The following is a 26,790-nucleotide window of genomic DNA, read 5'->3' as shown; positions in this document are numbered from 1 at the left end:
GCAGGTGAAATGATGTTAAGAGTTATCTTAGAATTATTTCGTATAATCACCATTATTTTTGTTATTGGAATGATAATGGGGTTCATCATTAATTCAATCTATGCGATTTTTGGTATAAACGTAGAGAATACCACGGGTGGATGGATTGTTGCTATGGGAATTTTTCCATTACTTTATGTACTCTATAAAAACCGGCTTCAATTTTCGGGGTTCTATAAAAATGGCGGACAAGTAAAACTCTCAAACAGGGCAACTACTTTACTGCTTTGCTCCTCTGTGCTAATGTTAACGGTTGCCCCTTTATTTCGCTAACGGAATGCAAAAAGAGCATGTTTTGATTAAGTTTAATCAAAACATGCTCTTTTTTATACAGTTATGTTTTCAGATTATACAGCTTCCTCTGCAGTATCGAGCCTCTTGCCATATATCCGATAAAGAACCAAAGCAAAGACCATTCCTATAAAGGAGATGGAGGAGATGAACAGGTAAAGAGTCTTGCCTCCGAAAGCCCCATATATTGCTCCGCCTATATAAGAAGCAATGATTCCCGAAACTCCAAAGAACAATAGCGCCAGTACGGTCTGGCCTGTGGCACGCCACTCCACCGGAACAATCCGATACAGGTACTGAATGGCAGCAGAGTAGAAGATCGGGAAAGTCAATATCTGCATGACTTGCAAATAAGCTAATAAATGTGGATCGGTAATCCAGGCAGAGACGAAGTAACGAATAAAGAAAAACGCAGCTGCGAACGAAATAATAATGATTTCCTTACCTTTACGCAGCCACCAGAAGCTTAAGGCGAAAACAACAATTTCACTTCCTGCTGCTAAGAACCAGGTTAAGCCCACAAGCTTGGCACTTCCTCCAAGTTCACGGATATATACTCCGAGGAAAGTATCATTCATCCTTGCTGGAACAGCACAGATAAAGACCAATAACAAGAAAAGAAGAGTCTCTTTATTACTGAAAAAATGCTTAAGGCTCTTTAAGGTGACAGGTTTCCCTGAAACGGGTGCATCAGGCATCATCCAGCTGACAATGAAACTGATCAAACCTATGACGGCAAAAAGGAAGGCCAGGCTGTTTGCTCCGAAATATGACATAACATAGCCAGTGATCAGCGAGATGACCGCATAACCCAATGCACCATATGTCCGGATGGAACCGTAACTGATCCCAGATTTCTCCGCAATGGTAAAGTTGAGGCTTTCCGTCAGGGGATCGATCGGCATCAGAAAGAAATAAAGCAGCATGGCAAACAGGATGAGTTGAAGATAACTGCTTGAGTCATATAGAAAATATCCGATTACGCTCGAGAAAAAGATAAGTAACAACAGGACTTTACGTATAGTCCTCGTTTTGTCGCTGATCATTCCCCATAAAGGCTGGGTAATGAGGGTGACAAAACCTCCTGTACCAATGATGAATCCGATTTGGGCTGGACGCAAACCTTGATCAGCCAGATAGACTGGGAGAAACGGAATGAAAATGGCAAGCAGGCCAAAATATAAAAAGTTAAAACTTTTTAATAATCGTAGTGCTTTCATAAAAAGTATGATACCTCACGTGTTCTATAGATTGGTTTAATTTCAACTTTGTTATTGTAACATTGATGACAGTTTTTGAAAAAATAGATTTTATTTTTATGGATGGAAATAGACAGATAGAGTTGGTTTCGAGGTTTGGAAAATCGTCACTTTTACTTTTTAAAAATGGATGTAAATGATAGAATTAACACTTATTGTTAATGAGGGAGAGTGGAATAAATAATGGATCAAGACACAAAAGTGATTCAAGAGTTGCAGGTATTGAAGCAAAAAGTCGGTCATCTTGAAGACTTATTAACGGAGCAAGCGAATAAAAAAGAGAAGGTAGGACCAGTTCGTACCTTTATTGATGCTATAGTATCTTTGTTATTTGGCTTAATTGTTGTTGGACCGGTTGTTGTGGTCGTCGTTGGGGTTTTAATGGTTGTTGCATCATGGTTAGGGACAGAGTTTTAACACTTGAGGTGAGTATTAGGGAAATTTAGAAGCGGAGGAAAATAGATTGGTAGATTTAAATATCTTTTTAGCATTTAGCGCAGGAATACTTTCTTTTATATCTCCATGTTGTTTGCCTTTATATCCTGCTTTTTTATCTTATATTACAGGTTTTACAGTTAGTGAGTTAAAAGAAGAAAGTAACAAATTAAATCGTAAGGCACTGTTTCATACCTTTTTCTTTTTGGTCGGATTTTCAATCATTTTTGTGGTGCTAGGGCTTTCGACATCGTTTTTTTATGAACTGTTTTATGAATATATTGATTTTATTAGACAAGCAGGAGCCATTTTAATCGTTATGTTTGGACTAATCATTGTCGGAGTTTTTCAGCCGAAATTTTTAATGATGGATAGGAAAATAACCTTTAAAAGCCGTCCATCTGGCTATCTAGGTTCTGTTTTGATCGGAATAGGATATGCAGCTGGATGGACTCCTTGTGTGGGTCCGATATTAGGTGCCGTAATGACCCTTGGGTTATATACGGGACAAGGCTTATTATATATGATTGCTTATATCCTTGGATTTTCAATACCTTTCTTTATCATGTCATTTTTTATCGGAAAATCAGGCTGGATAAGGAAGTATAATCATAACTTCACTAAAATTGGCGGATATTTCACGATTGTTATGGGTGTTTTCTTGTTTTTTGATTGGATGACTAACATGACTTCTTTCCTAACAAATTATGTATTTGGAGGCTTTACTGGTTTCTGAGTATCATGCATCATACTTACTAAATGAGCTAATGATTTGCTAATTTTAATAAAGAAAAGAGGGTGCCCCTAACTATTCGGCGGTATATCCTCTTTTCGGAAGAATTAGGATAAAGTTAAGAACAAATCATTTAAATATATAATGCAAAAAAAGGACTGTTACTGCAAGTTTGTATCTTTTCTCGATTGAAAGAGAATCATTTTCTTTCATGAATTTTTCGATATCTTCACACTCAAGATTAGAGAATAAGGAGATCGTCTCTACTGGTATACCAAATTCATTGTTCAGTGCTTGAGTTATAGCGGTGACCCTTTCATTTGCATCGGTTGAAGGAATCCCTATGACTAAAAGGCCCACTAAATCTATTAGGTCCATCATTTCTGTTTGAGTTATCGAGGATTGAATATTATGACCATTTGCAAAATCTAAAATGACTTGTTCAGATATTCCGGTAATTTTACTTAATGATGCTGCGGGCATTTTATAATCATTTAGAAGAGTTTTTAATAACTCTTTAGGTTCATGACCAATCATCTTGAATAACCCTCTTTCACTTTTAACTCTATTATATATGGAAGTAGACAATATAATAATATATTGTCTACTTATTTTTTGAAAAATATCCCTTATTTAGAAACCCAAGTAATGTAATTTGGAACCGTATAAGAAACAACTTTACCGAGGAAAGTTGCTGATCCGGTTAATTGTGCACTATATCTATTATTATATAGCGCTTTATATGAAACAGCCCCGCTAAACCCTGAAACTGAAGTTCTCCCAGAGGATAACCCTGAAGTAAGATTTGTAATAAGCATAGTACCAGTAAAACCAGTTGCTGGTATAGACATAGTTATTTTGTATCTAACTTTACTTCCTTCGGCCCATAAATTTAGAACACCTCCGGGGCCAGGAAAGGCTATTGTTGGTTGGATAAGGTTGTTACTTGAATTGGCAGGAACTAGAACTAAAGGAATAGTAGCTACTTCACCTTCAGCTAATTTAATTTCTGATAAATCAACAGAGAAAGAATAGTCATCACCTGAATTTTTACCTTCTACTGTATCGTTCGATATCAAGTCAGACGAACCAAAATTTTGTTGTTCTTCTGCAAAAACTGATGATGTAGCCATAATCATAAATACTACTAAGATACTCATAAACCATTTGCTCATTCTATCATCTCCCTGTAGAATTTTTATTTTCTACTTCATGATAACATAGGTCTATTTAACTAGTTATGTTTTTTGTAAAATTCATAAAATTTCAAAAGTTTATATTGATATATATGGTTAGATTTTCAATATTTCTGTTGGGTTATGAGTTTCATATAGGGTGTTAAGATTTGATATAGAATTAATCGGTGATTTGCAAGTAACTTTAGAAGGTTCATAAAAAGAAATGAGAAGTGAGTCACATTGGGATAGCACTACGTTTAGGAGACAATCAAACTGCAGATATACTCCCTATTATTTAGGTGAAAATGCTTAATTTCTAGGGAAGTTGATGATCTGTAAATCCGGCACCATCTAACCAAAAATCAGTTTGCCATATACTTTTAATCTGCTATAGTGTTACGTTTTAACGCCTAAAAGCTACAGAGGTAGGATACTAAATTAGCATATATGTAAAAGAGTGATCAAATGAGCAAATCAATAATCTCCCGTTTTCCCCAGAAGGTTGGTAGGCTTCTTTTATACTATCCTTTGGGCAAACAAAATCTTAAAGTTTCTGTGATAACGAATCATACTTAATTTTAAATAGTATTTTACTGATTTTATATAGCTAGTTCACCACAATTCACTAAGATTTGTTTCTTTTAAAATGTTATTCTAAAAAAATTATTGACAAATTTACATCGAATCCGTATAGTATTGGATATTATTAAAAATATTCAGATATAATTTTCAAAACGCAAAGATCAGGAGTAGTAAAAGCAAATTATTCGGTAAAGAGAGCTGCGGGGTGGTGTAACGCAGTCCAATAATACTTTGAACTTGCCTGGGAGTGGTAAAGCGAAAGATTAGATTTAATCTATTCTCTTGTTTTAACGATTAACCTTCGTTACAAGGTTTTTAAAGCAGGGTTCAAAAGAACCAATAAGAGTGGTACCGCGGTAAGCTTAAGGCATATCGTCTCTTTCTTCATTTGATTATGAAGGAAGAGACGATATGCCTTTTTTGATTTTTTGGGGGGTAAGGATATGGAAACGGACAAACGGAATTTACAGAGGACAATGACTTCACGGCATATTACGATGATGGCATTAGGCGGTGCTATTGGAGCAGGTTTATTCAAAGGAAGCAGTTCAGCCATTGATATGGCAGGCCCATCCGTAATTATTGCGTACTTAATTGGTGGAATCATCTTATTATTCATTATGCAAGGTTTAGCTGAGATGGCGGTCCGCAATAGCGGTGCAAGAACATTCAGGGACTTAGTTCAATCGATCCTAGGAAAGTATCCTGCCTATTTTCTAGATTGGATTTATTGGAAAATGTGGGTATTGAACATAACGGCAGAATCCGTCGTTGCAGCGATTTTCATTCAATATTGGCTGCCTGGATATCCAATTTGGATACTGGCATTAGCTGTTTCTGTGTTAGTTACAGCGATTAACTTGCTGTCGGTAAAGGTTTTTGCTGAAACGGAGTACTGGCTTGCGTTAATTAAAATTACCGTCATTATTGTGTTCATCATGGCTGGATTATTGTTACTGCTCGTAACTTTTGGTGATCATACAGCCGTCGGTTTCTCTAACTTGACTGACCATGGTGGTTTCTTTCCGAATGGATCAACAGGTTTAATCACTGCGATGCTTGTTGTGATCTATTCATATGGTGGTACTGAAATTATTGGGGTCACGTTAGCTGAAACGAAAAATCCCGAAAAAGTGGTTCCAAAAGCCGTTCGCAGTACATTGGTTAGGATCATATCTTTCTATATCATTCCATTTTTCATCATCGTTAGTTTAATTCCTTGGAACGAAGTAAACGGGGTGCCTGAAAGTCCGTTTGTGATGGTCTTTCAAATGATAGGGATTCCAGGTGCCGACCATATTATGAACGCAGTTGTTCTACTAGCGATCATTTCATCGATGAACTCTGGACTGTATGGTTCATCTCGCGTTTTGTATACACAAGCCGTGGACGGTCGCATTCCGAAAATCTTTTCACGTTTATCCAAGAAGAAAGTTCCTGTTTACGCAATATTAATGTGTACTTCAGCTTTATATGGCGGTGTACTGATTTCCTTATTTGCTGGAAGCAAGACCTTCGATTTCCTAATGGGATCGCTGGGATATACCGTATTATTTATCTGGTTAATCATAGCTATAGCTCATTTGAAATCACGTAAAAAGCATCCTGAAAAAACAAGTGCCTATTCGGTTAAATGGTTCCCTTATACAACTTGGGCTGCGATCATCGCATTAATAACGATCCTGATTGGAATCATTTTCACGACATCCATCATCGTAACGATTATTACACTTAGCATCTACTTCTTTATTACCTTAACTTATGTATGGAAAAGACGCTTTAATAAAATCTAGAAGGAAGAGGGATGAATAACCCTTTTTCTCTTATAGGTACAGTTCCAGTTTCATATGGTCAAGAAAAGTATTATCGAACGAATGAGAGAGTTGGATTAAGCAACTTATTTAAGCCATGGTATATATTAACATACCATGGCTTTTTTTATCATGAGAAGGTCTATTATTAGAAAGAGTCAAAGATATCCATTTAATAGTTCCTGGGAATCATTAAATCTAGCATGTTATGAGTCCAATTGAGTGCTAAATGTTGTATAATAATCTTTGGAAAATAACTAATATATTGAAAGCCGGAGCGAACTATGAAAAACAATACTCTTTTCTCTTTTCACCCATTATGTTATTTATTACTTTTGGTAGTTACTAGTTCTATTTACTCGATCATCAATCAATCAACAGGTCATGCTGTCGATGTTACGACTCTAATAGATGGGGAGATTCCCTTCATTAAAGAATTTGTCGTTCCTTATTTACTTTGGTATCCGTATATATATGGATTGATGATTTATTACTGTTTTGTTGACCGCAAGCATTATTTTGTTGCATTAGGTAGTTTGATTAGCGGAAAACTTATCTGTTTTATTGTATATTGTTTTTGGCAAACGACCGTACCTCGTCCAGAAGTGGTGGGGAACGATATCTTTGCCAATTTAGTTCGACTTGTTTATAGTCATGATCAACCTGTTAACTGTTTACCTAGTATTCATGTACTGACAACATTTATTATGATGATCGTTGTGTATAAACGGAAAGACCAGCATAAATGGGAGTTTGCTAGTGTCACTGCATTTGGAACACTGATTATCTTATCCACGCTATTTACGAAACAGCATGCTGTTTTAGATGTACTAGCAGGAATACTCCTTGCATGTGGGGTGTATGTTTCGATACAGTATATGTTCCAAGCACTATCAGCCTATCAGATCAATCATTATGCAGGGAGACAAATAAAAAAAGAAATAAAAAATACGGATTTATAGGTCTTTTGAGAAAATGCCTTGATCCGTTTACAGAAAAATGCCACTGTAAGATACCAGCTCTAAGGAGCGTATATCTTACAGTGGCATTTTATATAGGCTTCTTAAGTAAAATCATTATACAGACAATAAAAAAAGCACCAATCTTCAAGAAATAAGAAGATTGGTGCTTTTGCTTTTACATTTCAGCTTCTATTTTCAATGATGATTCTTCGCTGAATTTTTCCTTATCCAGGTCACCCGTTATTTTACTTGTTAGAATACCTGAAGTCATGCTTCCGCTGACATTCACAGCCGTTCTTCCCATATCGATCAATGGCTCAACGGAAATCAACAGTCCCGCCAAGGCAATTGGCAAGTTCATTGCTGACAATACTAGAATAGCAGCAAAAGTTGCTCCTCCACCTACGCCAGCAACCCCGAAAGAGCTAATGGCTACAATGGCAATTAACATGGCAATAAAGGATGGTGTTAGAGGGTCAATACCCACTGTTGGAGCGATCATGACGGCTAACATAGCCGGATAGATGCCGGCACAGCCGTTTTGACCAATCGACAAACCGAAGGATCCAGCAAAGTTGGCAATTCCTTCAGACACTCCTAATTGTTTCTGTGTTTGGATGTTCAATGGCAGAGCACCCGCACTTGTTCTTGAAGTGAAGGCAAACGATAATACTGGGAAAGCTTTTCTCAAATATACCACTGGATTCAATCCGGCAAGCGTCAACAATAACAAATGAATCAAGAACATGACAATTAGGGCGACATAAGAGGCTCCCACGAATTTTCCTAATTTCAGGATAGCGTCCAGATCACTTGTCGCTACCGTCTTAGTCATGATCGCCAAGATTCCATAAGGCGTTAAACGTAGAATTAACGTTACCACGCGCATGATGATGCTGTGCAATGTATCTACTATTTTAGCAAAAAACTCAGCATGTTCAGGCTGCTTCCTTTTGACCCCTAAATAGGCAATCCCAAGAAATGCAGCRAAAATCACAACAGAAATAGTTGAAGTGGGACGGGCTCCAGTTAAATCCTGAAACGGATTTGACGGAATCAATTCAAGGATTTGTTGCGGCATCGTTTTATCTTGAATGGTACCGTATGTTTCCGTTATTTGATCCCCACGGCTTAACTCTGCATCTCCTTGCTCAATTTGAACGGCTTCTAAATTGAACACAGTTGCGGATGTAATCCCCACGGCTGCTGCAATCGCAGTCGTTCCAAGCAAGATCCCGATAATCAGGACACTGATCTTTCCGATATTGCTAGTTAGTTTCAACCTTGTAAAGGCTGACAAGATAGAGATGAAAACAAGCGGCATAACAATCATTTGCAGAAACTTAACATATCCAGAACCTACAATGTTAAACCAATCGACTGATTTAACAATCGCTTCTGATTGAGGTTCATAGAAATACTGCAAAAGAAGTCCGAATACAATCCCTAATCCAAGTCCAGTAAAGACCCTTTTTGTAAAAGAAACATGTTTCTTATTCATATAAAATAAAACGCCTAAAAGTACGAGCATAATAGCAAGATTTAAAAATACATAACCAATCATATATTTCCCTCCTCAATTCCGATTAACCAAATAAGATTAATTAATATCTGAAATTATAATACATCATTTTTTATTTATTTACCAGAAGAAAATTATTTATTTTTGACTTGGAGAGGAATTCATGTATTTATCCATATTCAAGAACTGAATAAGAAGGAACAATAAAAGAGAGATATACATAAACCTTTCTCCACTCACGGATCAGGGTTTCAGTATACCTCTCATAGATACAATTATTACTTCTTCAAATCAAACACGATATCATCCAATACCAACTCTTTGGGAGCACTACTTGGTTTTGTTGGGAAGGATGACACCTTTTCTTTACCATCTTCCGTTATGGTTACTTCCCCATGGTTCTCTGAAGTGAAATTACGTAAGGACAAATGAGGAGTTGCAATCAGTTTCGTAGCGTTCTGATCAATTTTTTGGAAGGTCTTACTCCAGCTCATATTATAAGAACCGAAACCTTTTCCTCCGTTGCCTTGTCCAGCGTACACATTTCCTAAGTCATCTTTAATGGTCAATTCAACATAGACCTCATCCCACTTGTTTTTAACCAAGTCGGAAACTTCTTGATTGTAATGAACGACAAAGGACATCGGTGATATCGCGATTTTTTCAACGGACACCTTTACTCCATATTGATCTACACTTTTATTGATAACCTTTTCGTTGCTTTCCGTTGCTTTTAGAGAGAAGGCAAAGTTCCAATTTCCTTTTATCTCTTTATTCGTGTCGGTAATACTAATGCTGTTTATATCCCAGTCTATATTTACCGTATCTTCTTTAAGCTCATCTAAGTTACTAGCCGTTAGTAAGCCTACATATTTTTTATCTGCTACTTTTGTAATTCCATCTGATCCTGCTTGGGCTTTCATTTCTTTTATTTGTGGGCCGGGAATATAGAATGATCCGTCACCCAAATCTTCTTCACTTTCAATGGTATAAGTGATGGTTACTGTTTTTCCATCATAAATGGCGTCATTTATCGTGAAAGTAAGGCCATTGCTTTCTTCGGTAAGGCCAATTTCGTTGGAGTAGTTCTTATAATCACTATAAAGACCCTTTCCATCATTCTTGATATCATCATAGAGACCAGTATTTCCATTACCAAAAAAGCTAAAAATATCTCCAATCAAAGGAATGCTTTTAGCAGAAGCTGTGAACGATAATCCAATGGTTGCGGTGGATAATCCGAATATAATGGAAGCAACCAGAACTTTCTTTTGCCAACCCTTCATTTTTTTCTTCTTGCTTATTGATTTTTTAAGAGTTCTTTTGACTTTAGCTTTTTCTAGTTCAGTAACTTCCATTTCCTCAAATTCAGTTTCGTCTATGTCTATATCATTTAATAATTCATAAATATCCTTCATACTACGCTACCTCCTAACTTTAGATTCGTAGCTTTTTGATTTAGTTTCTTCTTTCCTCTATAAATTCGATTGTCAATCGAAGCTTTGGTTAACCCGAGTTTTATCGAAATATCCTCATTCTTAAAACCTAGAAAGAACTTCAAGATAAAAATATCTCGATCAACAGGCTCTAAAAGCTCGATTAACTGAAGTAGTTCCGTTCTATCTTCCATCATAATCAGTTCGTCTTCTGCTGATTTTTCTAGATTCACATCGGTATAACTTGACGTAAATTCCACTTTCTTAGTAGCTTTTCTGTAGGAATCAATCGATTTAAACTTAGCGATCGCACAAATCCATTTTCTGAAATCTGTTGAATCGCCATGGAACTTTTTCGAATTGTTCCAGATTGAGAGAAAAATATCATTGATACATTCTTCAATAATTCCTTCGTTCTTAAGGGGGGAGAGAATTTTATTTGTGATCCCCTTAATCAATGGCAAATAATTATCAACTATAAATTCTAATGCGTCTTCTTCTTGTCGTTGTAACCGCTCGATAAAATTCTTATCAGTAGACTTCATGTAATGATTCSCCTTGTTTTTTTGTAAAAGCTTTTACACTTTATACAACGTATGGAAAAATATTTATTCTCAAAAAGATTTGGGAACTTGATAGGGCAGGTATTATCAGGAAGGATATGTAAATAGGTTTCTTGAATTATAGGGTATTGAAGTTATCAAACTTTGTAAAGATGAGCCAAGTGTTTTGGAAAGGGATGAGTAGTGATGGAAATATTTATTAATAGGCTAAATGAACGAGACGCGGAAGAGTTATTTACATTTGAATGCAATAATAGAAGGTTTTTTGAACAAACGGTCCCAAGTCGTGGAGATGATTATTATACCTTCGAAACGTTTAAAAATAGACATAGGGAATTATTAAAAGAACAAGAAGAAAATATTTCATATTTTTATCTCATTAAGAATGACTCAGGCTCAATTGTCGGAAGAATTAACTTGGTTGATATTGATAATACCAATGGCTCGGCACATGTGGGTTATAGAATTGGAGAGAAGTATACGCAAAGGGGAATAGCCAATAAAGCATTAAAGCTATTAGTAAACACAGCGGCAGAATTAAGTGTAAACCAGATACATGCGAAAACAACAAGTAACAATATTGCCTCTCAAAAAGTTTTAGAAAGAAACGGATTTAAACGGATTTCAATTAATGAGGAAAAAAATGAACACCACGGTCAAAAGGAAACGTTTATCTATTATTTTAGGACACTATAAAAATTCGGACTGAAAAATAGACGATTGAGATATTCAGGAGATGAACCAATGAAAAAAATGATAGAACATACAACATTCCCAAAATATATTACCGGCATTTATGTTTCGCAAGAATAGTAAAAGCTTTCATTACTTAGAATGAGAACGGAGAATCTACTATGATAGAAGGTTTATATGAAGCCCATTTACCTGTTAAAGACTTAGCCATTTCAATGGAATTTTATAAGAAAATAGGCTTGAAAATGGCATGGAAGGATGAAGATACTGCCTTCTTTTGGATCGAGGAAAACAAAAGTTGGGTAGGTCTGTGGGAGGGGGAAGAATATCAAACTCCATATCACCCTTCACTACGGCATATCGCTTTTCGAGTATCTTATGAAAACATGAAAAATGCTTTGACTTGGCTTCAATCCCTGCAAATTGAAGTTGTCCCTTTTGGAAAAAGAACGTCCATTGAACCTTTTGTTCGTCCTCATCAAGGAAACGCTTCCGTCTATTTTAATGATCCAGATGGTAATAGTTTGGAGCTTATGTGTTCAATAGAAGTACCTGATGCATATAAGCATATGACCAATAAACTTTCACTTGAAGAATGGGAAGAATTACTTACTAAGTGACTCATTTATCTATTAATAAAGTCGTTTAGAAAATAATAAAGTGTTTAAAAATTAAAAGTTATATAAAAAGCTGATCGGCAATAACACCAATCAGCTTTTTCCTGATGCTTATTCTTCTCGAATGACAAAGATAACACCAATAAAGATTAATATAGTACCCATCCAAAAAAGCAAGCCAATTTGCTCACCTAGCAATAACCACCCTAAAAAGGTACCGACTATAGGCTGGAAAAAGAAAAATAATCCGCCACTTGAAGCATTAAGCATTTGCAATCCGCGATTCCATAGTAAAAAGGCACATGCTGTCGATATGACTCCCAAGTATAAAAGACCGCCCCAAATAGTTGGATGCATCATGGCTTGGAAGTCGAGTTTATCTAATCTATTAATTGTAAAAGGCGTAAGTAAGACAATTGAAACAAGAATAGCATAGGTTGTTACCACAATTTGTGAATATTGCCCGGGGACACGCTTAATAAGAACAGACATAAGCGACCATGTTAGTGCTGCAATAAGTAACGATACCGCACCAAGTTGATTAGATGAATTGATATGCGCATTTCCGACTATAATACAGACACCAATTGTAGCTAGAATAATTGAAAGTGCTTTTTTAAACGTAATTTTTTCTTTTAAAATAATTCGCGCAAATAGCACCATGAATGCAGGTGTTGTTGAAGTTATAATGGCACCCATTTGTGCAGTAGAGAGCATTGTACCAATTTCCTGGGTTACAATGGAAATTGTATTTCCAATAAGCCCAATCATGAAAATTAACAACCAGTCTCGTTTTTCAATACGCCATGATTGTTTTGTTACAACACCAATAATTAGCAATGCAACAATTGCAATTACATAGCGGAACCATACTAATTCAAGTGGTGGAACAGAGTCTACCACAACCTTTACCACAACATACATCCCGCCCCAAATACTAGCAGCGAGTGATAAATATAAAGAACCTAATAAGGTGTTTTTCATTTTGCGCCCTCCGTTTTCTCTAGACAAATAATTCTGTCCTTAACGGAGTTGTAGTATTCTACCGTTAAGGGAGAATAACTACAGGTACATCATTTTCAAATAGTGGTGAATACATCATCAGATTTCAGCTCACTTTCATAATGTTTTCCTAATCATACAATAATTTGGTTGAATGGAGTATATAACTGTTCAATGAATTGGGTTTTATTATGAATCAAAAATTTAATGAATCAATCATAAAAGGGACCAAAAAAATTCGAACGTTGATTTCCACTCCAGGCACTCGCTTTCCGCGGGCGGTCCGGGAGCCTCCTCGGCGCCTTTGCGCCTGCGGGGTCTCCCTTGGACGCGCTTTTCCCGCAGGAGTCTCGCACCTTCCGTTCCAATCAACTTTGTTTTAACAATTAGATATAACCGCTTTTGTCGACAAACTGAAGGGACCAAAAAAATGGTCCCTTTCCCAATGATGAAATTAAAATAACAGAATCTTTTCATTAAATCTTTAGCATGTTTACAATTTCTTTCGCTTTATCTAATTGAACTCCTTCAATTAAGCTGCTTTTTTTTCTAACAGCTGTACCAAAATGATAGTAACCGGTATTTAGTTCGGAATGGATAGAAAGGATATTATCTTTATTTAAGCCGCTGCCGACTAAAATCGAGATGTCGCCGCAGGCTTTTTTCATTTGGTGAATGGTTTGCATGCGGGTTGAGAAATCACCATGTCCACCGGACGTCAATATCGTTGTAATTTCCGGATACTGTGCTAGCATTTCAGCAGCTCGTACTGGGTCAGGAGTATCATCGATGGCTCGGTGGAATGTAATCTCCAAACCTTCACATGCTGTTAATAGTTCTTCCAGGTATATTTGATTGATTTCATTTTTTTCATTTAATACACCCAATACGACGCCGTTTGCCCCCAATGAGGAAATAATCTTTATATCATTTTTCATAATACTTAAATCATCAGGAGAATACTGAAATGATTGGCTATGAGGCCTTACCATCACGTTGACTGGAATGCTTACCGAACTGACGACAGCTTCTATCAGGGCGTAACTGGGAGTTAAACCACCCTCAGTTAAAGCACAAACGAGCTCGATACGGTCTGCACCTGATTTTTCAATTAAAAGGGCATCTTCTATGGTTGTGGCAATAAATTCAATGTACATTAGATTTTCCTTTCTTGACAAGTTCTTTGGTATCCTTCATAGGAATCAGAATAATAAAAGTATATCATTTTGTTGCTGTTCATTAATTTTTGGATAAAACAATTTAAGTGTCAGAAGAACAGTGACACTAAACTTGTTTATAAAAGTAAGTTTCATTACAAAAGAATAAGCATTTCATTTCTCAAAAAAACTTTCTTAAACCTATGTAACTACAGTCACAATCAATTTTATCATGCGGTCTGCTTTTCTGTTAGATTGTTATCTCTATCTGATTTCCTTCAGGGTCACTTACTACGCTTTCATAATAACCATCCCCAGTGATACGTGGGCCGTTCAACACAGGGTATCCTGCTGCTTTTAACGTTTCTGTTAATTGATCGACATTCTCTTTGCTTCCCACAGAAAAAGCGATATGAGCATATCCTGTTATTGGGGTAGTCATTTTATCTTGTATTCCTTTCTGTCGCATAACTTCTAGACGTGCTCCATTTTCGAAAGTAATAAAATAGGATTCAAATTGCTTTTCCGTATTACGGTATAAACGATTGGCTGTGCCCTTGAAGTACTGCGCGTAGAACGCACACATTGATTCCAGATCATTCACCCAAATAGCTACATGTTCAATTTTCATCATCTTCACCTTTTCGTTTGTATAATTAACGCTTTGCTTTATTATTTTTCACATAATCATTCAACATTGTCTCTTTATCAGTTTTTTTTCATACTAAACAACTACAAATCTTTATTCTCATTAATATAAAAATAAGCAACGTAGTTATCAATGCAAACTCTATATCACTAAAGTACTTTAGAATTCGTATTTTTCCCCTTTGATAAATCCTTTTTTTTCAATAAGGAATTTAATTTTTCTGAACCAAATATCATTGCTGCAACAAAAACAACAATAAAAAACGGGAAGATTCCTATTGTTGATTGAGATGCAATGAAACCAAGAAGAGGAGGCAGGAACGTACTACCTGTATAGGCAACAGCCATTTGATAGCCCATAATTGTCTGAGAATGCTCCTTTCCAAAGCGTGCTGGTGTTTCATGTAACATGCACGGAAATATCGGTGCTAATCCTAATCCAATCATGATAAAGCCTACAAGTGAGAAACTAGACGGTAATTGTAAGAATAGAAGTACCGCACCAGCCAATGCTGTTATTTGGCCTACCCGAATGAGAGTACGGTTACTGACCTTTAAAGTAATAAAACCTGTAATAAATCTGCCAATTGTTATTCCTGCGTAATATAGGGAAACCCATTGTGCAGCTACCGCTACGGGTAACTCCTTAACATTTACCAGAAAGCTACTTCCCCATAGGCCCATTGTTGCTTCAACACCACAATAAAACAAGAAAGATATCAGAGCTAGCTTAACTCCCCTAATCTTCAAAGGTTTTATATCTTTAGCATCTTCATCATAAAATACACTTTTTGAATCTTCCGGCTCTTCACTTAAAGTAACATTGCTGTTTCTTGCGACCCTATTCCATAAAGGCAGAGTGAAGAATAGGATTACAACTAATGCGAACTGAATTCCAGCAATAGCAAGATATCCTTGTCTCCAAGAATTTTGCTCTGAAATAAACTGAGACATAATGATGGGACCAAGTGTAGCCCCAACTCCCCAGAAACAATGTAGCCAACTCATGTGGTGTGCTTTGTAATGTGTAGCAACATAATTGTTTAATCCTGCATCAACAGAACCTGCACCTAATCCAAGTGGTATGGCACAAATAATTAACCAAACAAGCGATGGTGCAAAAGTGAAACCTAGCAAAGCCCCAGCAGTCATTAAGCAACTGACAAATGTAACATTCCCAGTTCCGAACCGTTTAAGCACAGTTCCGCTTGCTAAACTGGAAATAATTGTACCACCTGCTATCGTCATAAAAAGCAAGCCAGCAGTCTCAAGCCGTGCTCCATATTCCAATTGCATCACAGGCCATGCAACTCCCAACAATGAATCAGGTAAACCTAAGCTGATGAAAGCCAAATAGATGATTACTAAAAAGAATGTAGCCATGTATATAACCCGCCTTTAATTTTTTTTGCGGTGCTCCATTTTACTTCTGATTCGTTTTACCTGCTTGTTCCAGTGATCATGAGATCAAGTCCAAGATTTTGTAATCCATATAGATAGTCTTGTTTCCAATCACTCATTGTTATCTCTGGAAGATGTTCTAGTGGGATATATTTTGAGCTCCCTATTACAATTTGGTCTATTATTAATTTGTTCACTTCATCATTGCAAAAGATGATCGTATGAGGGTTAATGATTGCTACAAACGTAGCTACTAAACGGCTAATTGCATCAATCTCATATTCCTCACGGATAGTTGCTTTATTAGGTCCACTTCCATTTTCTAAAGCTTGCAGAAAATTTCGGTCATCATACTGCGGGACGAATGAAACCTCTCCCGAGAAAAAAGTACTTCCTCGCACCACGTCTCCATTTATCATAATTCCTGCACCTGGACCATTCTGACCGGAATACAAATATATAAGAGATTGATTGTCATTATTCCCCTTATTATTGTGATATCCAAGAACTGCGGCATTCATATCGTTCTCTACTACCACAGGTATAGAAAAACGATCCTCATAGTATCCTTTTAAATCAAAATTTTGAAAATGCTCGTAGCCTGGTATATAAAAAATCCGACCATTATCAACCGAACCAGGGACACCAATTGCCATAGAACTAATCTTTGAGTATTTAGCTATTATGTCTTCAATATACTTGGTTAATAATTTTAGATCATCATCTATTAATACACTTGACGTTTTTCCCTGTTCCTTCACTTCACCCAAACAATTAAAAATTGTATAATTTGTCTCTGTTCTCTCTAAAAATAGTGCTAAACCTAACATATGTTCAGGATTGTAGGCATATCGTTTTGCTCTTCTTCCACCACTAGAATCATCGAGGCCGACTAAAATAAGTTCGCCATCCTTCTCCATCTGCGCTAGGAATTTACTTATTGTCGGGAAACTAATTCCTAATTTATCGCTGAGTTCAACTTTTGTTGCACTTCCAAGTTCTAAAAGAGTTGTACGAATACCATTAAGGATAACCTTCTTCCTAGATTTTGGAGTAACGAATAACTCATTCATAATGTTCACCACCTAATATAAAAACTTATTAAAGATCTTTAATAAGTTACGATGATACTATATCATATACAAGTTTGGTAAACAATGGAAATCGAAAATGAATATTTATTATTTATACAACTTACAAATACTAGCATTACTCTTTCTGAATCTGGCCTATAACACGAGTAACAATGATGTTATATGGCCCAATTGTGGAGGAGAATTGTACATTTGTTACCTATAAACCATCCTGTTTGGCTACTCTATTTTTCATCCCAGGTAACCTCAGTGGCTTATTGATTATGCTTTCACTATCAACTATTTTTTTATTTTCATTTATAATGAAACGAAATGTCCATTCAAACGTATAAAAAAAGAATATATTTAGAGAATGGTATATTGAAAGTAAAATGGTTGCCGGAAAAATTAAATGAGCATAATCATAACGGAGGTTATTTAATTGGATAAAGAAGGTAAGGAAGTAACGAAATCGAAGTTTTACAAAATAGGAATGGGTTTTCTAATAGTGTCTCTTCTCACTTGGATTATTCCTGTAATAGCTCCTTTTACGCCATTTCCAACGGCGGTAAAAGCGGGGGTCATAACAGGTGCAATAGTCTTTGCAGAAGTAATGTTCTGGGTAGGTGCACTTTTAGTCGGAAAAGAAGTAGCTGCTAACTTTAAAAGTTACTTAAACCCGAAAAATTGGAAAAAAGAAAAAGCAGGAAAATGAAAAATAAAAGTTTAGAAGGTAGTGTAAAAAAGAGTGAGGGTATAGAACCACATTAAATCTTGGCTCTTTTTCACCACCTATATCTAACCTGCATCCCATATTGTCCTCTATGTCGCAGTTTCTTTTTAATGTTTGGAGACGAAAAGTAAAAAATAAAAAGTAGGGAGAAGCGAAATATGGAAAATGAGATGTTGAAAGTATTTGATGCGGATCGTAAACAAATCGGCGTGGCTACTCGTGAAGAAGTACATAGAATAGGATATTGGCATGAGGTATTCCATTGTTGGTTCGTTAGTAGAGAAGCGGGAGTAGATTATCTTTATCTCCAACATCGTTGTGCGATGAAAAAAGATTATCCGAACCTATTGGATATTACGGCTGCCGGACATTTGCTGGCTCATGAAACGATATACGACGGTGTAAGGGAGATTAAAGAAGAAATAGGCATCGATGTTTCATTCGCTGAGTTGGTCCCACTAGGGATTATTGAATATCATGTAACAAAAGAAAATTTCATCGACAAAGAATTAGCTAACGTATTTCTATATGAAAGTACTCAGTGTTTCAGTGACTTCACCTTACAAAAAGAAGAAGTTTCAGGGATGGTAAAAGTTGAATTGGCTGATTTTGAAGACCTGTGGGACGGAACAAAAGAAGAAGTGAATATCCAAGGCTTTGAAATCAATCAAGATGACCATAGAATGATGATAGATCAATATGTTGGCAGAGATAAATTTGTGCCGCATGATATTTCCTATTATAAAAGCATTATTAGGTTGATCAGAGAAAACTTATCATAGCTTTCAGGTTCTGACCAAAGCTAACTAAAACTTAAGCCCCAACAAAACAATTCGAGTTTTGTTGGGGCTTAAGTTGTGTTCAAAAAGCTGAAAATCTCAATGTCATTGTGTTGTACCGTTACTTTGCATCATGAAAAATGATTCCCATCCCGTAGCGTATTCCAGATTGAAGAGTGCTTACGCCATGACGCATCGTATTCTTGTAATATCCTTGTTTACCTTCTACTGGCCGGTGGTTCGTAGGGAAGAGGAGTGCTTCTCCTTGTTCTAGCGTGATGACATGCCCTCGGCTTTGGGCTCGGGGGCGCTGTTCCACAAGAATGGATTCTCCTCCTGTATAATCGACTCCCCGCTGATTTAGTGTAAATACAACTTGGAACGGGAAATAAACGTCTCCATATAGATCCTGATGCATACAATTATAGCCGCCTGCTTCATATTTAAGAATAAGAGGGGTTGAACGGGTTTGTTCTTTTTCATGGCACTCTTCTAAAAAAGCAGCTAACGTATCAGGATAAATGGCTTCTTTCCCTAATTGGTGCAACCATCGATTAGCAGCTATTGCGAGTTCAGGGTAAAATGCTGTACGTAGCTCCTGCAATAAAGCAGGCAAAGGATAATCGAAATATTTATACTCGCCTTCACCGAAGCGATAACGTCCCATGTTGATTGTGTTTCGATATAGTTCTTCTTGGTCATACAAATTGATAAAGTTTTGACATTGTTCAGGAGTAAGCAGGACAGGCAATTTTGCAAAGCCTTGGTCGTCCAATGTTTGATGAATTTGGCCCCAGTCAAGTGTGTAGATTGGTGAATTCAACTCCCTATTCATTTATCTCCCTCCATTTTGTGCTTCTAATTGAAGCAGATATTGTTTCATCTCCGTTCCTCCGCGGTACCCAGTTATGGCTCCATTTTTTCCAATTACCCGATGACAGGGCACTGTAATCAGAACTGGATTGGCACCGATAGCCGTTCCGACTGCGCGAACAGCTTTAGGTCTTTGAATGTGCTCGGCAATATCAGAATAGGAATAGGTTTTTCCATAGGGTATTTGATTCAATGCTGCCCAAATTTCTTGTTGAAATGGCGTTCCTTTAACATCTACGGGTAATGAGAAAGTTTGTCGATTTCCCTCGAAATATTCATACAGTTCTTTTAGATAGGGCTTTAAGGCTTCTTCATTTTCAACAAGGTTCGTCAAGGGGAAGCGTTTTTGTATCCAAGTTTTCAGCTCATCATACGATTGACCAGGTGAACCTACATAACAAAGGCCCTTTTCAGACTTGGCTACATATAATTGCCACTTATCGTATTTTAAAATGGCCCAATCTATTGTTTGCTCTTTAACATTCATCATGTTGTTCACGCTCCTTTTTCAAGTTTTGATGGTAAGCTTTTCGATATCCTGATGGTGTATATCCCGTTTTCTTTTTGAATAACGTTATAAAATAGGGGGTGCTTGAAAATCCTACAGCCAATCCTATTTCGGTTACCGGCTGTTCGGAGCTTTCAAGCATTCTAATTGCTTTTTCAAGGCGAAGCTGTTGAATATATTCAGTAGGCGATAGACCTTTCACACGCTTAAACAATCTTTGTAAGTGGTAGGGACTGCCATGAGAAATATCCGCCAATGTGTTCAAGGTGAGGGGCTCGCTGTAATGTTGCTCAATCCATTCAGTTATTTGCTCAATCCACTCATCTGTTGGCAGATTCAAGCCTTCGGGTTTACAGCGTTTACAAGGCCTGAAATTTTCTTCTAAAGCCATATTGGCATTTTTGAAAATCTGCACGTTTTCTTTGTTGGGCACCCTGGATTTACAAGAGGGCCGACAAAAGATGCCTGTTGTTTTTACGCCATATAAAAAATGATCATCATACGCTGTGTCACACTCTACAATAGCTTTCCAGTAATCATTCGGAATGTCTGTTTTTTTCAAATTCATCACATTCACCTCTCCAATTAGTATACAAGAAAGTATTGATATACAAACATTTCGATAATATAAAAGCAAGATAACGTAATTTCTTTCAAATAGGAATAGGAAAAGACGCCGAAGATGGCTGACCGAAAAAATAAGAAAAAAGCCTTTCACTATATTAGTGATCGATTTTTTTCTTGTGTGACTATAAATAGGTTGAATCTGTTAAGGAAGGTAGATAAAGCTCCAGGAGTATTTGCGACAAATAGAATTAATTTATGGCAGAGTGATAACTTGGCTGTTTCGCAAACATAGTTTGGTTGTGAATCACAAAAGGGTCTATCAGTTGATGAAAGAGTTAGTTCACTTTTTTTATACAAAATGAAATAACAAAGCAGTTCTAAATGATCTACGATTTAGACTGCTTGGTTATTAAAAGATATCCCTTAATTTAAATTAATGTGCGGTATAGCCCCCATCAACAAGAAGGGTTGTACCATTAACAAAACTAGCATCATCACTTGCTAAAAATAAGACAGCCTTTGCTATTTCTTCTGGTTTTCCAAGTCTGCCTTGTGGATGAAGAGAAACTAAATATTCTTTCGTTTGAGGATCAACACTTGCAAGTAAAGGAGTGTCAATATAACCAGGGCAGACCGCATTAATACGAATACCATCTTTTGCATAAGCAGTACATAAGTTTTGAGTTAGTAGCTTCACGCCACCTTTTGCAGAGGAATAGGCTGTTGGATTTGGTAATGAAACAAAACTATGAATAGAACCAGCGTTAACAATGACACCGCCTGTACCTTGTTTAAGAAACTGTTCAATCGAATATTTATCAGAAAGGAATACTCCTGACAAATTAATATCGATGGTTCGTTTCCATTTTTCATAGGACAATTCATGTGCTGGTGCATCATCAGCAACTCCAGCATTTGCATACATAATATCTAGCTTGCCGTATTTATTCACGGTTTCATTGATCATCTGTTTAATATCTTCTTCATTTGTTACATCTGTTTTAACAAATAATGTATTATATCCATTCGTATTCAATTCTACTGATATGTCTTTACCACGTTCTGAAAAGTCAGCAATGACCACTTTTGCTCCTTCTTCAGCAAAAAGGCGAACAGTCGCTTCACCAATTCCACTTGCTCCACCTGTTACGATTGCTACTTTGTCTTTTAATTTCATATCAATCTCTCCATTCTGCAATTAATTCAAGTCGATATCCTATTGTTAACATTGCTAAATCTTTTATCTTGCTGTTGCCCCACCGTCAATCACAAATTCTGCACCTGTCGTGTAAGCTGATTCATCAGAAGCAAGAAATAGTACTGTATTTGCTACATCTTTTACAGATCCTAGATGTCCTAAAGGAAATAAATTTGCACCTAATTGTTCTTTTGAATTTCCAGTTACCTCAGAAGCATAGTCTGCCATTCCAGTATCGATGTATCCAGGATGGATAGAGTTCACTCTAACCCCCGCAGAAGCATATTCCATCGCCGCATCTTTTGTCATAATACGTACGGCTCCTTTACTAGCACCATATAGAACATGTCCTGGAGATCCCATCAAACCTGCTATGGAGGAAGCATTAATCACTGAACCTTTATTTTGTTTGGCCATCAAAGGCATGATATGTTTCATTCCTAGGAATACGCCAGTCACATTAATAGACATTAAAAGATTCCATTCTTCTACTTCAATCTCTGCAAGAGGTTTTATTTTATAAATTCCAGCATTGTTGAAAAGAATATCAACTTTGCCAAAAATCTTGATGGTTTCCTCTGCAACCATTTTCCAGTCTTCCTCTTTGCTAACATCGTGTTGGACGAAAAGTGCTTCTCCCCCGTTTGTTTGAATGTCTTTTACTGCTTGATTTCCAGATTCTTGATTTATGTCTGTGATAACAACCTTTGCTCCTTCTTTAGCAAATAATAAGGCTGTTTCTTTACCGATTCCTGTACCTCCACCGGTTATGATGGCTACTTTATTTTCAAGTCTCATTACAAGTACGCATCCTTTCAATATTTATTAAAATCATGTATAAAATTGTGTACAAAGAACCTTTTTACTATTCGAAATCGGATTCAAAAAGATTTACTAACTTGCTACACATTCATCTTACTACGTTCAGTTTGAAATACTATCCTATAAGATGATGTATAATAATAGAGTGAATATCCTCCATTTATAGGGTTATTTTGTTTGAAGGAGAAGAATTTCTTATGACTCAGCCATTTCATCCATATGAAGAAATTACGTTTCAACAATTCGTATTGTTCATCAAAACTCATAGCAAACAGATTGAAGAAAATATAAATATCTATCTCAGTCTAGAACCTTCCATTTCCGAGTCAGATCGAAAAATAACTGATACGTTGCTGCATTCATTTTTTCAACTATTAACCCAATCGAATATTGTAGGTATCGATGAAGATTTAGCTAGCCACTTTGACAATTGGCTTCAATCTCAGCTATCGATATTAAATATGAAAAGTTTTAACCTGTTTCAATTGATTTTCCAAAAATCTTTGATTACACTCATGATCCAAATAAAACATAACCGAATCATTCCTATATTAATGTTTTCATTATCTATTTTTACTTACCTTGTCCATAGTTATAACAATTGGGTAGATGCAGATACTACAGATCTTACCAAGAAAAATCCCCATGAAAATAGGGAACTTAAAAGGCTACAATTATTAGACAAATTAAACAAACTCCTGATTCGCTCTTCAGGAGTCCATGATTTAGCCTATATATTAAAAAAATGTGAAGAGTATTTTCACTATAAACGATGTGTTTTTTACGCTTATATCCCATGGTCGAATCAATTCTATGGTGTAATTGGTGCAGAGCTTCCAAAGGTACAGAGCATGAAAGGACAGCTTAGTGAGCAGAATACGGTTTTAAGTTCCAAAAAGCCGATTTATTTAAAAAATCCAAAAAATTATGTGAAAGAGGAACATGTAAAATTATTTAATCTGTCTTCCGTTATCTTTATACCGATCACCCATCAAGATCAATTGTTTGGATGGCTTACTTTTGATCAATTAGGTGAAGAATTTGATTGTTCAAAAGGTGAACTAGATTTACTAGAACAAGTCGGGAACCGTCTTGGTTTATATTTTTCAAGAAAAGGTGAAGAAGTGGCAAAAACTTCCGATCTTCACTTAACAGAAAGAGAAACCACGATTCTTGATTTGCTTTCGGAAGGGTACGACAATAAAAAAATAGGTGAATTATTGTTCTTAAGCGAGCATACGGTGAGAGATTATGTGAGCAGTTTAATGACTAAACTAAAAGCAAAAAATAGGACGCAAGTCGTTGCCCTGGCTTTTCGATTAGGTTTATTAAATTAATTCCCCCCCTTTTGCAAATCCGTCAACAATGAGAGGGTCTTAGGAAAACCTAATATATGATGATGAACACTAAGAAGGACCAAAAATAATGGTCTTTTTTCTTTTGGTATACTTATGCTTTCTCGACTTTCAGCCTCTAGGATTCATTACTTTTTTTGTTTGTTTTCATACTCCGTCCAAATTTAGAAGGAAAGTGCAAGATAACGTAATTAATTTTTTGGAAATAGGATTAGAATAAAGAGAACGTGAAGAAGGAGGGGCAAAATGAAAGAGCCATATAAAATGAACAAAGAATTACTTGATAAAGAGAAGGATGAATTGATCATCCACGCCCCCAGAGAGTTTAGCTTTTCGGAAAACTTGAGCTACCTGTCACGATCCTCCAATGAATGTCTATTCGAAATTGTTGATCAAAAAATTTATCGTGCCTTATTCGTAGAAAACGAGACAATATTAGTGGAAATCCGAGCTGAGAACGACACGATGATTTTTGTTCGATTTTTAGGTCGTACTACTTCAATAGAAGAACATGTTCATGAAGCCGTTTCCCTATACATTCGACAATGGTTTGATCTGGACAGGAATCTGCTTCCATTTTATGAGTTAGCAAAAAATGATCCTTTATTGCAAAGGCCAGTAAGTCAATTTTATGGTCTGCGAAATATAGGTATCCCAGATTTATTTGAAGCTATTGCCTGGGGAATTCTTGGACAGCAAATCAACTTGACGTATGCTTATACATTGAAACGGAGACTTGTTGAGAGATTCGGTAAATCTGTAGAATATGAAGGAGAGAAATATTGGCTGTTCCCAACGCCTGAAGTGATCGCGAATTTAACCGTAGAAGATTTAGTAGAAATGAAGATGACCGTGAAGAAATGCGAATATTTAATTGGCGTGGCCCAACTGATGGTTCGAGGAGATCTCACAAAAGAAGAGTTGTTAAATGCTAAGGATGTTAAAGCGGCTGAAAAAATGCTGACCAAAATTCGTGGAATCGGTCCGTGGACAGCGAACTATGTATTGATGCGCTGTTTACGTTTTCCAGCAGCTTTTCCAATTGATGATGTCGGGTTGCATAATTCAATGAAATTGGTTATGGAAACTGAAGCAAAACCTACGAAAGAAGAAATTCTCAAATTATCAGGAGCGTGGGCCAATTGGGAGTCTTATGCGACGTTCTATTTATGGAGATTGCTATATTGAAAAGTCATGGTAAAGCTCTCTTGAATTGGGTTCAAGCGGGCTTTTGAATGTTCATTTTTCAATGTGGGAACTATATGAAAATCCTGTTTTTGATGCCCTATCGTAATATCTTCAACATGTAAATGTGTGAAATCCAATTCATCTTTGAAAACATTTGATTGTTCAGGTGAGACTGGCTTAAGGTCAAACGAACCTTCAGGAAGTTTCATTGGAGAAGCCATATAGATATATTGAGTCAAAAATGTTTTCCCTTTTCGCTTACAATAATGTTTTACAGAGCGTACTAAGTGAGAATCCCCCTAATAATTACAAAGTTGCCCAACCATCTCAAGCCTATTCACCATATCTTATTACATTCAATCATGTAGAGGTGAATGGCTATGTATATGTACCCAATGTATCATTATGAAGATCAAGATTATCTTGTACGACAGTTTCCAGGTCTACCCGGCTTTCCAAGTATACCTGGATTACCTGGTTTACCAGGGGTTCCGAGCCAACCGGGATTTCCAGGTGCACCAGGATTTCCGGGCCAACCAGGATCACCACCAAGTTCACAAGCGCCAACGGCCCCTCCGCCATCGTTTATCCCTCTCCAACAATCGGCTTCAACATTTGCTGTAGATCCAGGAGCCATTTCATTTTGCTTATTCCGGAATACATTTATATGGTTAAATAATGGTGCAAGTTTCTGGTATTATCCCATTTTTGTCGGTCCGCGATCTGTTGCAGGCTTCAGATGGAATGGCAGGTTCTGGACGGTCTTTGGCATTGATACAAGACAAATTAATTCATTTACATGTTTTTGAGAATAAAGTATTCAAAGGGGATGTTAGTCAGAATATCTCCTTTGAACATTGGAGAAATTTGATAATCTAAGCTTTAAACTGCTTTGCTTTCTTCCAATTAGAAAGGGTTTCAAAGCAAGATAGAATCAGGACAAGCCAAAGAAAACCATTATTCAACAAATCCTACTGTTGATTGTCCTCCTCTCTGGTTAAATTATCCCGTAGAAAAGGCTGATTTTAGTAAAACTCAACAAGTAGTTCCACAAGCTTTATAAGATAAAAATACCGTTTAGTATTGAACAGGTTTTGGGCTTGGTTTGATAAATCTTTTTCAAAACAAGCTCTCTCTTTTTTACAGGGTTAATGTTCATTATTTATTAGAAATGGTAAAATCATTATATTCCTATAAAATTTAAAAAGTGGAAATGAAAATTGAGGATGCTGTTGAATATGAAGAAAGTATCGCTAGAAACCAAGATTCTTGGGTTAGTCTTATCATTGAGCTTATTTTTGATTCTCCTATTAACGACCTCCTTTTCTTATATGGAAGGAAGACAAATAGCGAAGGATAAAGGTC

At 36.5% G+C, this 26,790-nt stretch carries 29 protein-coding genes and 1 other annotated feature; of the genes, 12 read left to right on the top strand and 17 right to left on the bottom strand.

Annotated elements, in window-relative coordinates:
- Window positions 1–9: 9 nt before the first annotated feature.
- Window positions 10–312: a hypothetical protein gene (locus tag AC1DUW_RS05700; protein WP_053347517.1), complete on the top strand. Its 303-nt coding sequence runs from the start codon at window positions 10–12 to the stop codon at window positions 310–312.
- Window positions 313–386: 74 nt separating this feature from the next.
- On the opposite strand, the gene AC1DUW_RS05695 is transcribed toward AC1DUW_RS05700, so the two are convergent.
- The gene (locus tag AC1DUW_RS05695; RefSeq protein WP_053347516.1) at window positions 387–1,550 is read right to left on the bottom strand and encodes an MFS transporter; all 1,164 of its coding nucleotides are present in this window, start codon (window positions 1,548–1,550) and stop codon (window positions 387–389) included.
- 222 nt (window positions 1,551–1,772) lie between these two features.
- On the opposite strand from AC1DUW_RS05695, the gene AC1DUW_RS05690 reads away from it, so the two are divergent.
- Window positions 1,773–2,006: a hypothetical protein gene (locus AC1DUW_RS05690; RefSeq protein WP_053347515.1), complete on the top strand. Its 234-nt coding sequence runs from the start codon at window positions 1,773–1,775 to the stop codon at window positions 2,004–2,006.
- A gap of 46 nt (window positions 2,007–2,052) precedes the next feature.
- A complete protein-coding gene (locus tag AC1DUW_RS05685) occupies window positions 2,053–2,760 on the top strand; it encodes a cytochrome c biogenesis CcdA family protein (RefSeq protein WP_053347514.1) in 708 nt (235 codons plus the stop codon).
- 126 nt (window positions 2,761–2,886) lie between these two features.
- On the opposite strand, the gene AC1DUW_RS05680 is transcribed toward AC1DUW_RS05685, so the two are convergent.
- Window positions 2,887–3,294 (bottom strand): HTH domain-containing protein, encoded by a 408-nt coding sequence (locus AC1DUW_RS05680; RefSeq protein WP_053347513.1) that lies wholly within the window; start codon window positions 3,292–3,294, stop codon window positions 2,887–2,889.
- Between the two features lie 92 nt (window positions 3,295–3,386).
- Window positions 3,387–3,932, bottom strand: a complete 546-nt coding sequence (locus tag AC1DUW_RS05675; protein ID WP_053347512.1) for a hypothetical protein — start codon at window positions 3,930–3,932, stop codon at window positions 3,387–3,389.
- 733 nt (window positions 3,933–4,665) lie between these two features.
- Window positions 4,666–4,900 (top strand) — a binding site (T-box leader).
- Between the two features lie 60 nt (window positions 4,901–4,960).
- On the opposite strand from AC1DUW_RS05675, the gene AC1DUW_RS05670 reads away from it, so the two are divergent.
- Together AC1DUW_RS05670 and AC1DUW_RS05665 are read left to right on the top strand one after the other, a co-directional pair.
- The gene (locus AC1DUW_RS05670; RefSeq protein ID WP_053347511.1) at window positions 4,961–6,310 is read left to right on the top strand and encodes an amino acid permease; all 1,350 of its coding nucleotides are present in this window, start codon (window positions 4,961–4,963) and stop codon (window positions 6,308–6,310) included.
- Window positions 6,311–6,612: 302 nt separating this feature from the next.
- Window positions 6,613–7,290 (top strand): phosphatase PAP2 family protein, encoded by a 678-nt coding sequence (locus AC1DUW_RS05665; protein ID WP_053347510.1) that lies wholly within the window; start codon window positions 6,613–6,615, stop codon window positions 7,288–7,290.
- Between the two features lie 175 nt (window positions 7,291–7,465).
- Here AC1DUW_RS05665 and AC1DUW_RS05660 read toward each other — a convergent pair whose 3' ends face one another.
- From AC1DUW_RS05660 to AC1DUW_RS05650, 3 genes are all read right to left on the bottom strand, one after another.
- On the bottom strand, window positions 7,466–8,854 hold the full coding sequence (locus AC1DUW_RS05660) for an L-cystine transporter (RefSeq protein ID WP_053347509.1): 1,389 nt from the start codon (window positions 8,852–8,854) through the stop codon (window positions 7,466–7,468).
- 236 nt (window positions 8,855–9,090) lie between these two features.
- The gene (locus tag AC1DUW_RS05655; RefSeq protein ID WP_477642167.1) at window positions 9,091–10,230 is read right to left on the bottom strand and encodes a DUF4179 domain-containing protein; all 1,140 of its coding nucleotides are present in this window, start codon (window positions 10,228–10,230) and stop codon (window positions 9,091–9,093) included.
- Window positions 10,227–10,793, bottom strand: a complete 567-nt coding sequence (locus tag AC1DUW_RS05650) for a sigma-70 family RNA polymerase sigma factor (protein WP_053347507.1) — start codon at window positions 10,791–10,793, stop codon at window positions 10,227–10,229. The genes AC1DUW_RS05655 and AC1DUW_RS05650 overlap by 4 nt, the downstream gene beginning before the upstream one ends.
- A 204-nt stretch (window positions 10,794–10,997) precedes the next feature.
- On the opposite strand from AC1DUW_RS05650, the gene AC1DUW_RS05645 reads away from it, so the two are divergent.
- Together AC1DUW_RS05645 and AC1DUW_RS05640 are read left to right on the top strand one after the other, a co-directional pair.
- Window positions 10,998–11,507 carry a GNAT family N-acetyltransferase gene (locus tag AC1DUW_RS05645; protein WP_053347506.1) on the top strand — a complete coding sequence of 170 codons (510 nt, stop codon included), beginning with the start codon at window positions 10,998–11,000 and terminating at the stop codon, window positions 11,505–11,507.
- A gap of 158 nt (window positions 11,508–11,665) precedes the next feature.
- Window positions 11,666–12,124 carry a VOC family protein gene (locus tag AC1DUW_RS05640; protein WP_377377705.1) on the top strand — a complete coding sequence of 153 codons (459 nt, stop codon included), beginning with the start codon at window positions 11,666–11,668 and terminating at the stop codon, window positions 12,122–12,124.
- 108 nt (window positions 12,125–12,232) lie between these two features.
- On the opposite strand, the gene AC1DUW_RS05635 is transcribed toward AC1DUW_RS05640, so the two are convergent.
- The 5 genes from AC1DUW_RS05635 to AC1DUW_RS05615 form a co-directional block, all read right to left on the bottom strand.
- Window positions 12,233–13,105 carry a DMT family transporter gene (locus AC1DUW_RS05635; protein WP_053347504.1) on the bottom strand — a complete coding sequence of 291 codons (873 nt, stop codon included), beginning with the start codon at window positions 13,103–13,105 and terminating at the stop codon, window positions 12,233–12,235.
- Window positions 13,106–13,599: 494 nt separating this feature from the next.
- The gene (locus AC1DUW_RS05630; RefSeq protein ID WP_053347502.1) at window positions 13,600–14,280 is read right to left on the bottom strand and encodes a copper homeostasis protein CutC; all 681 of its coding nucleotides are present in this window, start codon (window positions 14,278–14,280) and stop codon (window positions 13,600–13,602) included.
- A 250-nt stretch (window positions 14,281–14,530) separates the two neighbouring features.
- A complete protein-coding gene (locus tag AC1DUW_RS05625; protein ID WP_053347501.1) occupies window positions 14,531–14,911 on the bottom strand; it encodes a VOC family protein in 381 nt (126 codons plus the stop codon).
- 167 nt (window positions 14,912–15,078) lie between these two features.
- Entirely contained in the window at window positions 15,079–16,311 is a 1,233-nt protein-coding gene (locus tag AC1DUW_RS05620) for an MFS transporter (protein WP_477642166.1), read from the bottom strand.
- A gap of 56 nt (window positions 16,312–16,367) precedes the next feature.
- Complete coding sequence (locus AC1DUW_RS05615; RefSeq protein WP_053347499.1) at window positions 16,368–17,402, bottom strand: ROK family transcriptional regulator; 1,035 nt, start codon at window positions 17,400–17,402, stop codon at window positions 16,368–16,370.
- A gap of 442 nt (window positions 17,403–17,844) precedes the next feature.
- Here AC1DUW_RS05615 and AC1DUW_RS05610 point away from each other — a divergent pair, with 442 nt between their 5' ends.
- Together AC1DUW_RS05610 and AC1DUW_RS05605 are read left to right on the top strand one after the other, a co-directional pair.
- A complete protein-coding gene (locus AC1DUW_RS05610; RefSeq protein WP_236694971.1) occupies window positions 17,845–18,117 on the top strand; it encodes a transporter suffix domain-containing protein in 273 nt (90 codons plus the stop codon).
- A gap of 176 nt (window positions 18,118–18,293) precedes the next feature.
- Window positions 18,294–18,917: an NUDIX hydrolase gene (locus tag AC1DUW_RS05605; RefSeq protein ID WP_053347498.1), complete on the top strand. Its 624-nt coding sequence runs from the start codon at window positions 18,294–18,296 to the stop codon at window positions 18,915–18,917.
- Window positions 18,918–19,035: 118 nt separating this feature from the next.
- On the opposite strand, the gene AC1DUW_RS05600 is transcribed toward AC1DUW_RS05605, so the two are convergent.
- From AC1DUW_RS05600 to AC1DUW_RS05580, 5 genes are all read right to left on the bottom strand, one after another.
- Window positions 19,036–19,749, bottom strand: a complete 714-nt coding sequence (locus AC1DUW_RS05600; protein WP_053347497.1) for a 2OG-Fe(II) oxygenase — start codon at window positions 19,747–19,749, stop codon at window positions 19,036–19,038.
- Window positions 19,750–20,277 (bottom strand): methylated-DNA--[protein]-cysteine S-methyltransferase, encoded by a 528-nt coding sequence (locus AC1DUW_RS05595; protein WP_053347496.1) that lies wholly within the window; start codon window positions 20,275–20,277, stop codon window positions 19,750–19,752. It abuts the gene before it with no gap.
- Window positions 20,264–20,863: a bifunctional transcriptional activator/DNA repair enzyme AdaA gene (locus AC1DUW_RS05590; protein WP_053348163.1), complete on the bottom strand. Its 600-nt coding sequence runs from the start codon at window positions 20,861–20,863 to the stop codon at window positions 20,264–20,266. Before AC1DUW_RS05590 ends, AC1DUW_RS05595 begins: the two co-directional genes overlap by 14 nt.
- A gap of 432 nt (window positions 20,864–21,295) precedes the next feature.
- On the bottom strand, window positions 21,296–22,039 hold the full coding sequence (locus AC1DUW_RS05585; protein ID WP_053347495.1) for an SDR family NAD(P)-dependent oxidoreductase: 744 nt from the start codon (window positions 22,037–22,039) through the stop codon (window positions 21,296–21,298).
- A 63-nt stretch (window positions 22,040–22,102) separates the two neighbouring features.
- Complete coding sequence (locus AC1DUW_RS05580) at window positions 22,103–22,858, bottom strand: SDR family NAD(P)-dependent oxidoreductase (protein ID WP_053347494.1); 756 nt, start codon at window positions 22,856–22,858, stop codon at window positions 22,103–22,105.
- Window positions 22,859–23,079: 221 nt separating this feature from the next.
- Here AC1DUW_RS05580 and AC1DUW_RS05575 point away from each other — a divergent pair, with 221 nt between their 5' ends.
- Together AC1DUW_RS05575 and AC1DUW_RS05570 are read left to right on the top strand one after the other, a co-directional pair.
- Complete coding sequence (locus tag AC1DUW_RS05575) at window positions 23,080–24,219, top strand: LuxR C-terminal-related transcriptional regulator (RefSeq protein WP_340891276.1); 1,140 nt, start codon at window positions 23,080–23,082, stop codon at window positions 24,217–24,219.
- Between the two features lie 264 nt (window positions 24,220–24,483).
- Window positions 24,484–25,425: a DNA-3-methyladenine glycosylase family protein gene (locus AC1DUW_RS05570; protein WP_477642165.1), complete on the top strand. Its 942-nt coding sequence runs from the start codon at window positions 24,484–24,486 to the stop codon at window positions 25,423–25,425.
- Here the strand turns inward: AC1DUW_RS05570 and AC1DUW_RS05565 are convergent.
- Complete coding sequence (locus AC1DUW_RS05565; RefSeq protein WP_477642164.1) at window positions 25,401–25,664, bottom strand: hypothetical protein; 264 nt, start codon at window positions 25,662–25,664, stop codon at window positions 25,401–25,403. The two genes, AC1DUW_RS05570 and AC1DUW_RS05565, sit on opposite strands and share 25 nt — an antisense overlap.
- Before the next feature lie 141 nt (window positions 25,665–25,805).
- Here AC1DUW_RS05565 and AC1DUW_RS05560 point away from each other — a divergent pair, with 141 nt between their 5' ends.
- Window positions 25,806–26,234 (top strand): collagen-like protein, encoded by a 429-nt coding sequence (locus tag AC1DUW_RS05560; protein WP_053347491.1) that lies wholly within the window; start codon window positions 25,806–25,808, stop codon window positions 26,232–26,234.
- Window positions 26,235–26,790 lie beyond the last annotated feature (556 nt).

It is taken from the genome of Peribacillus sp. P4_C12 (assembly GCF_056402095.1).
This window is presented reverse-complemented; position numbering and strand designations above follow the sequence as displayed.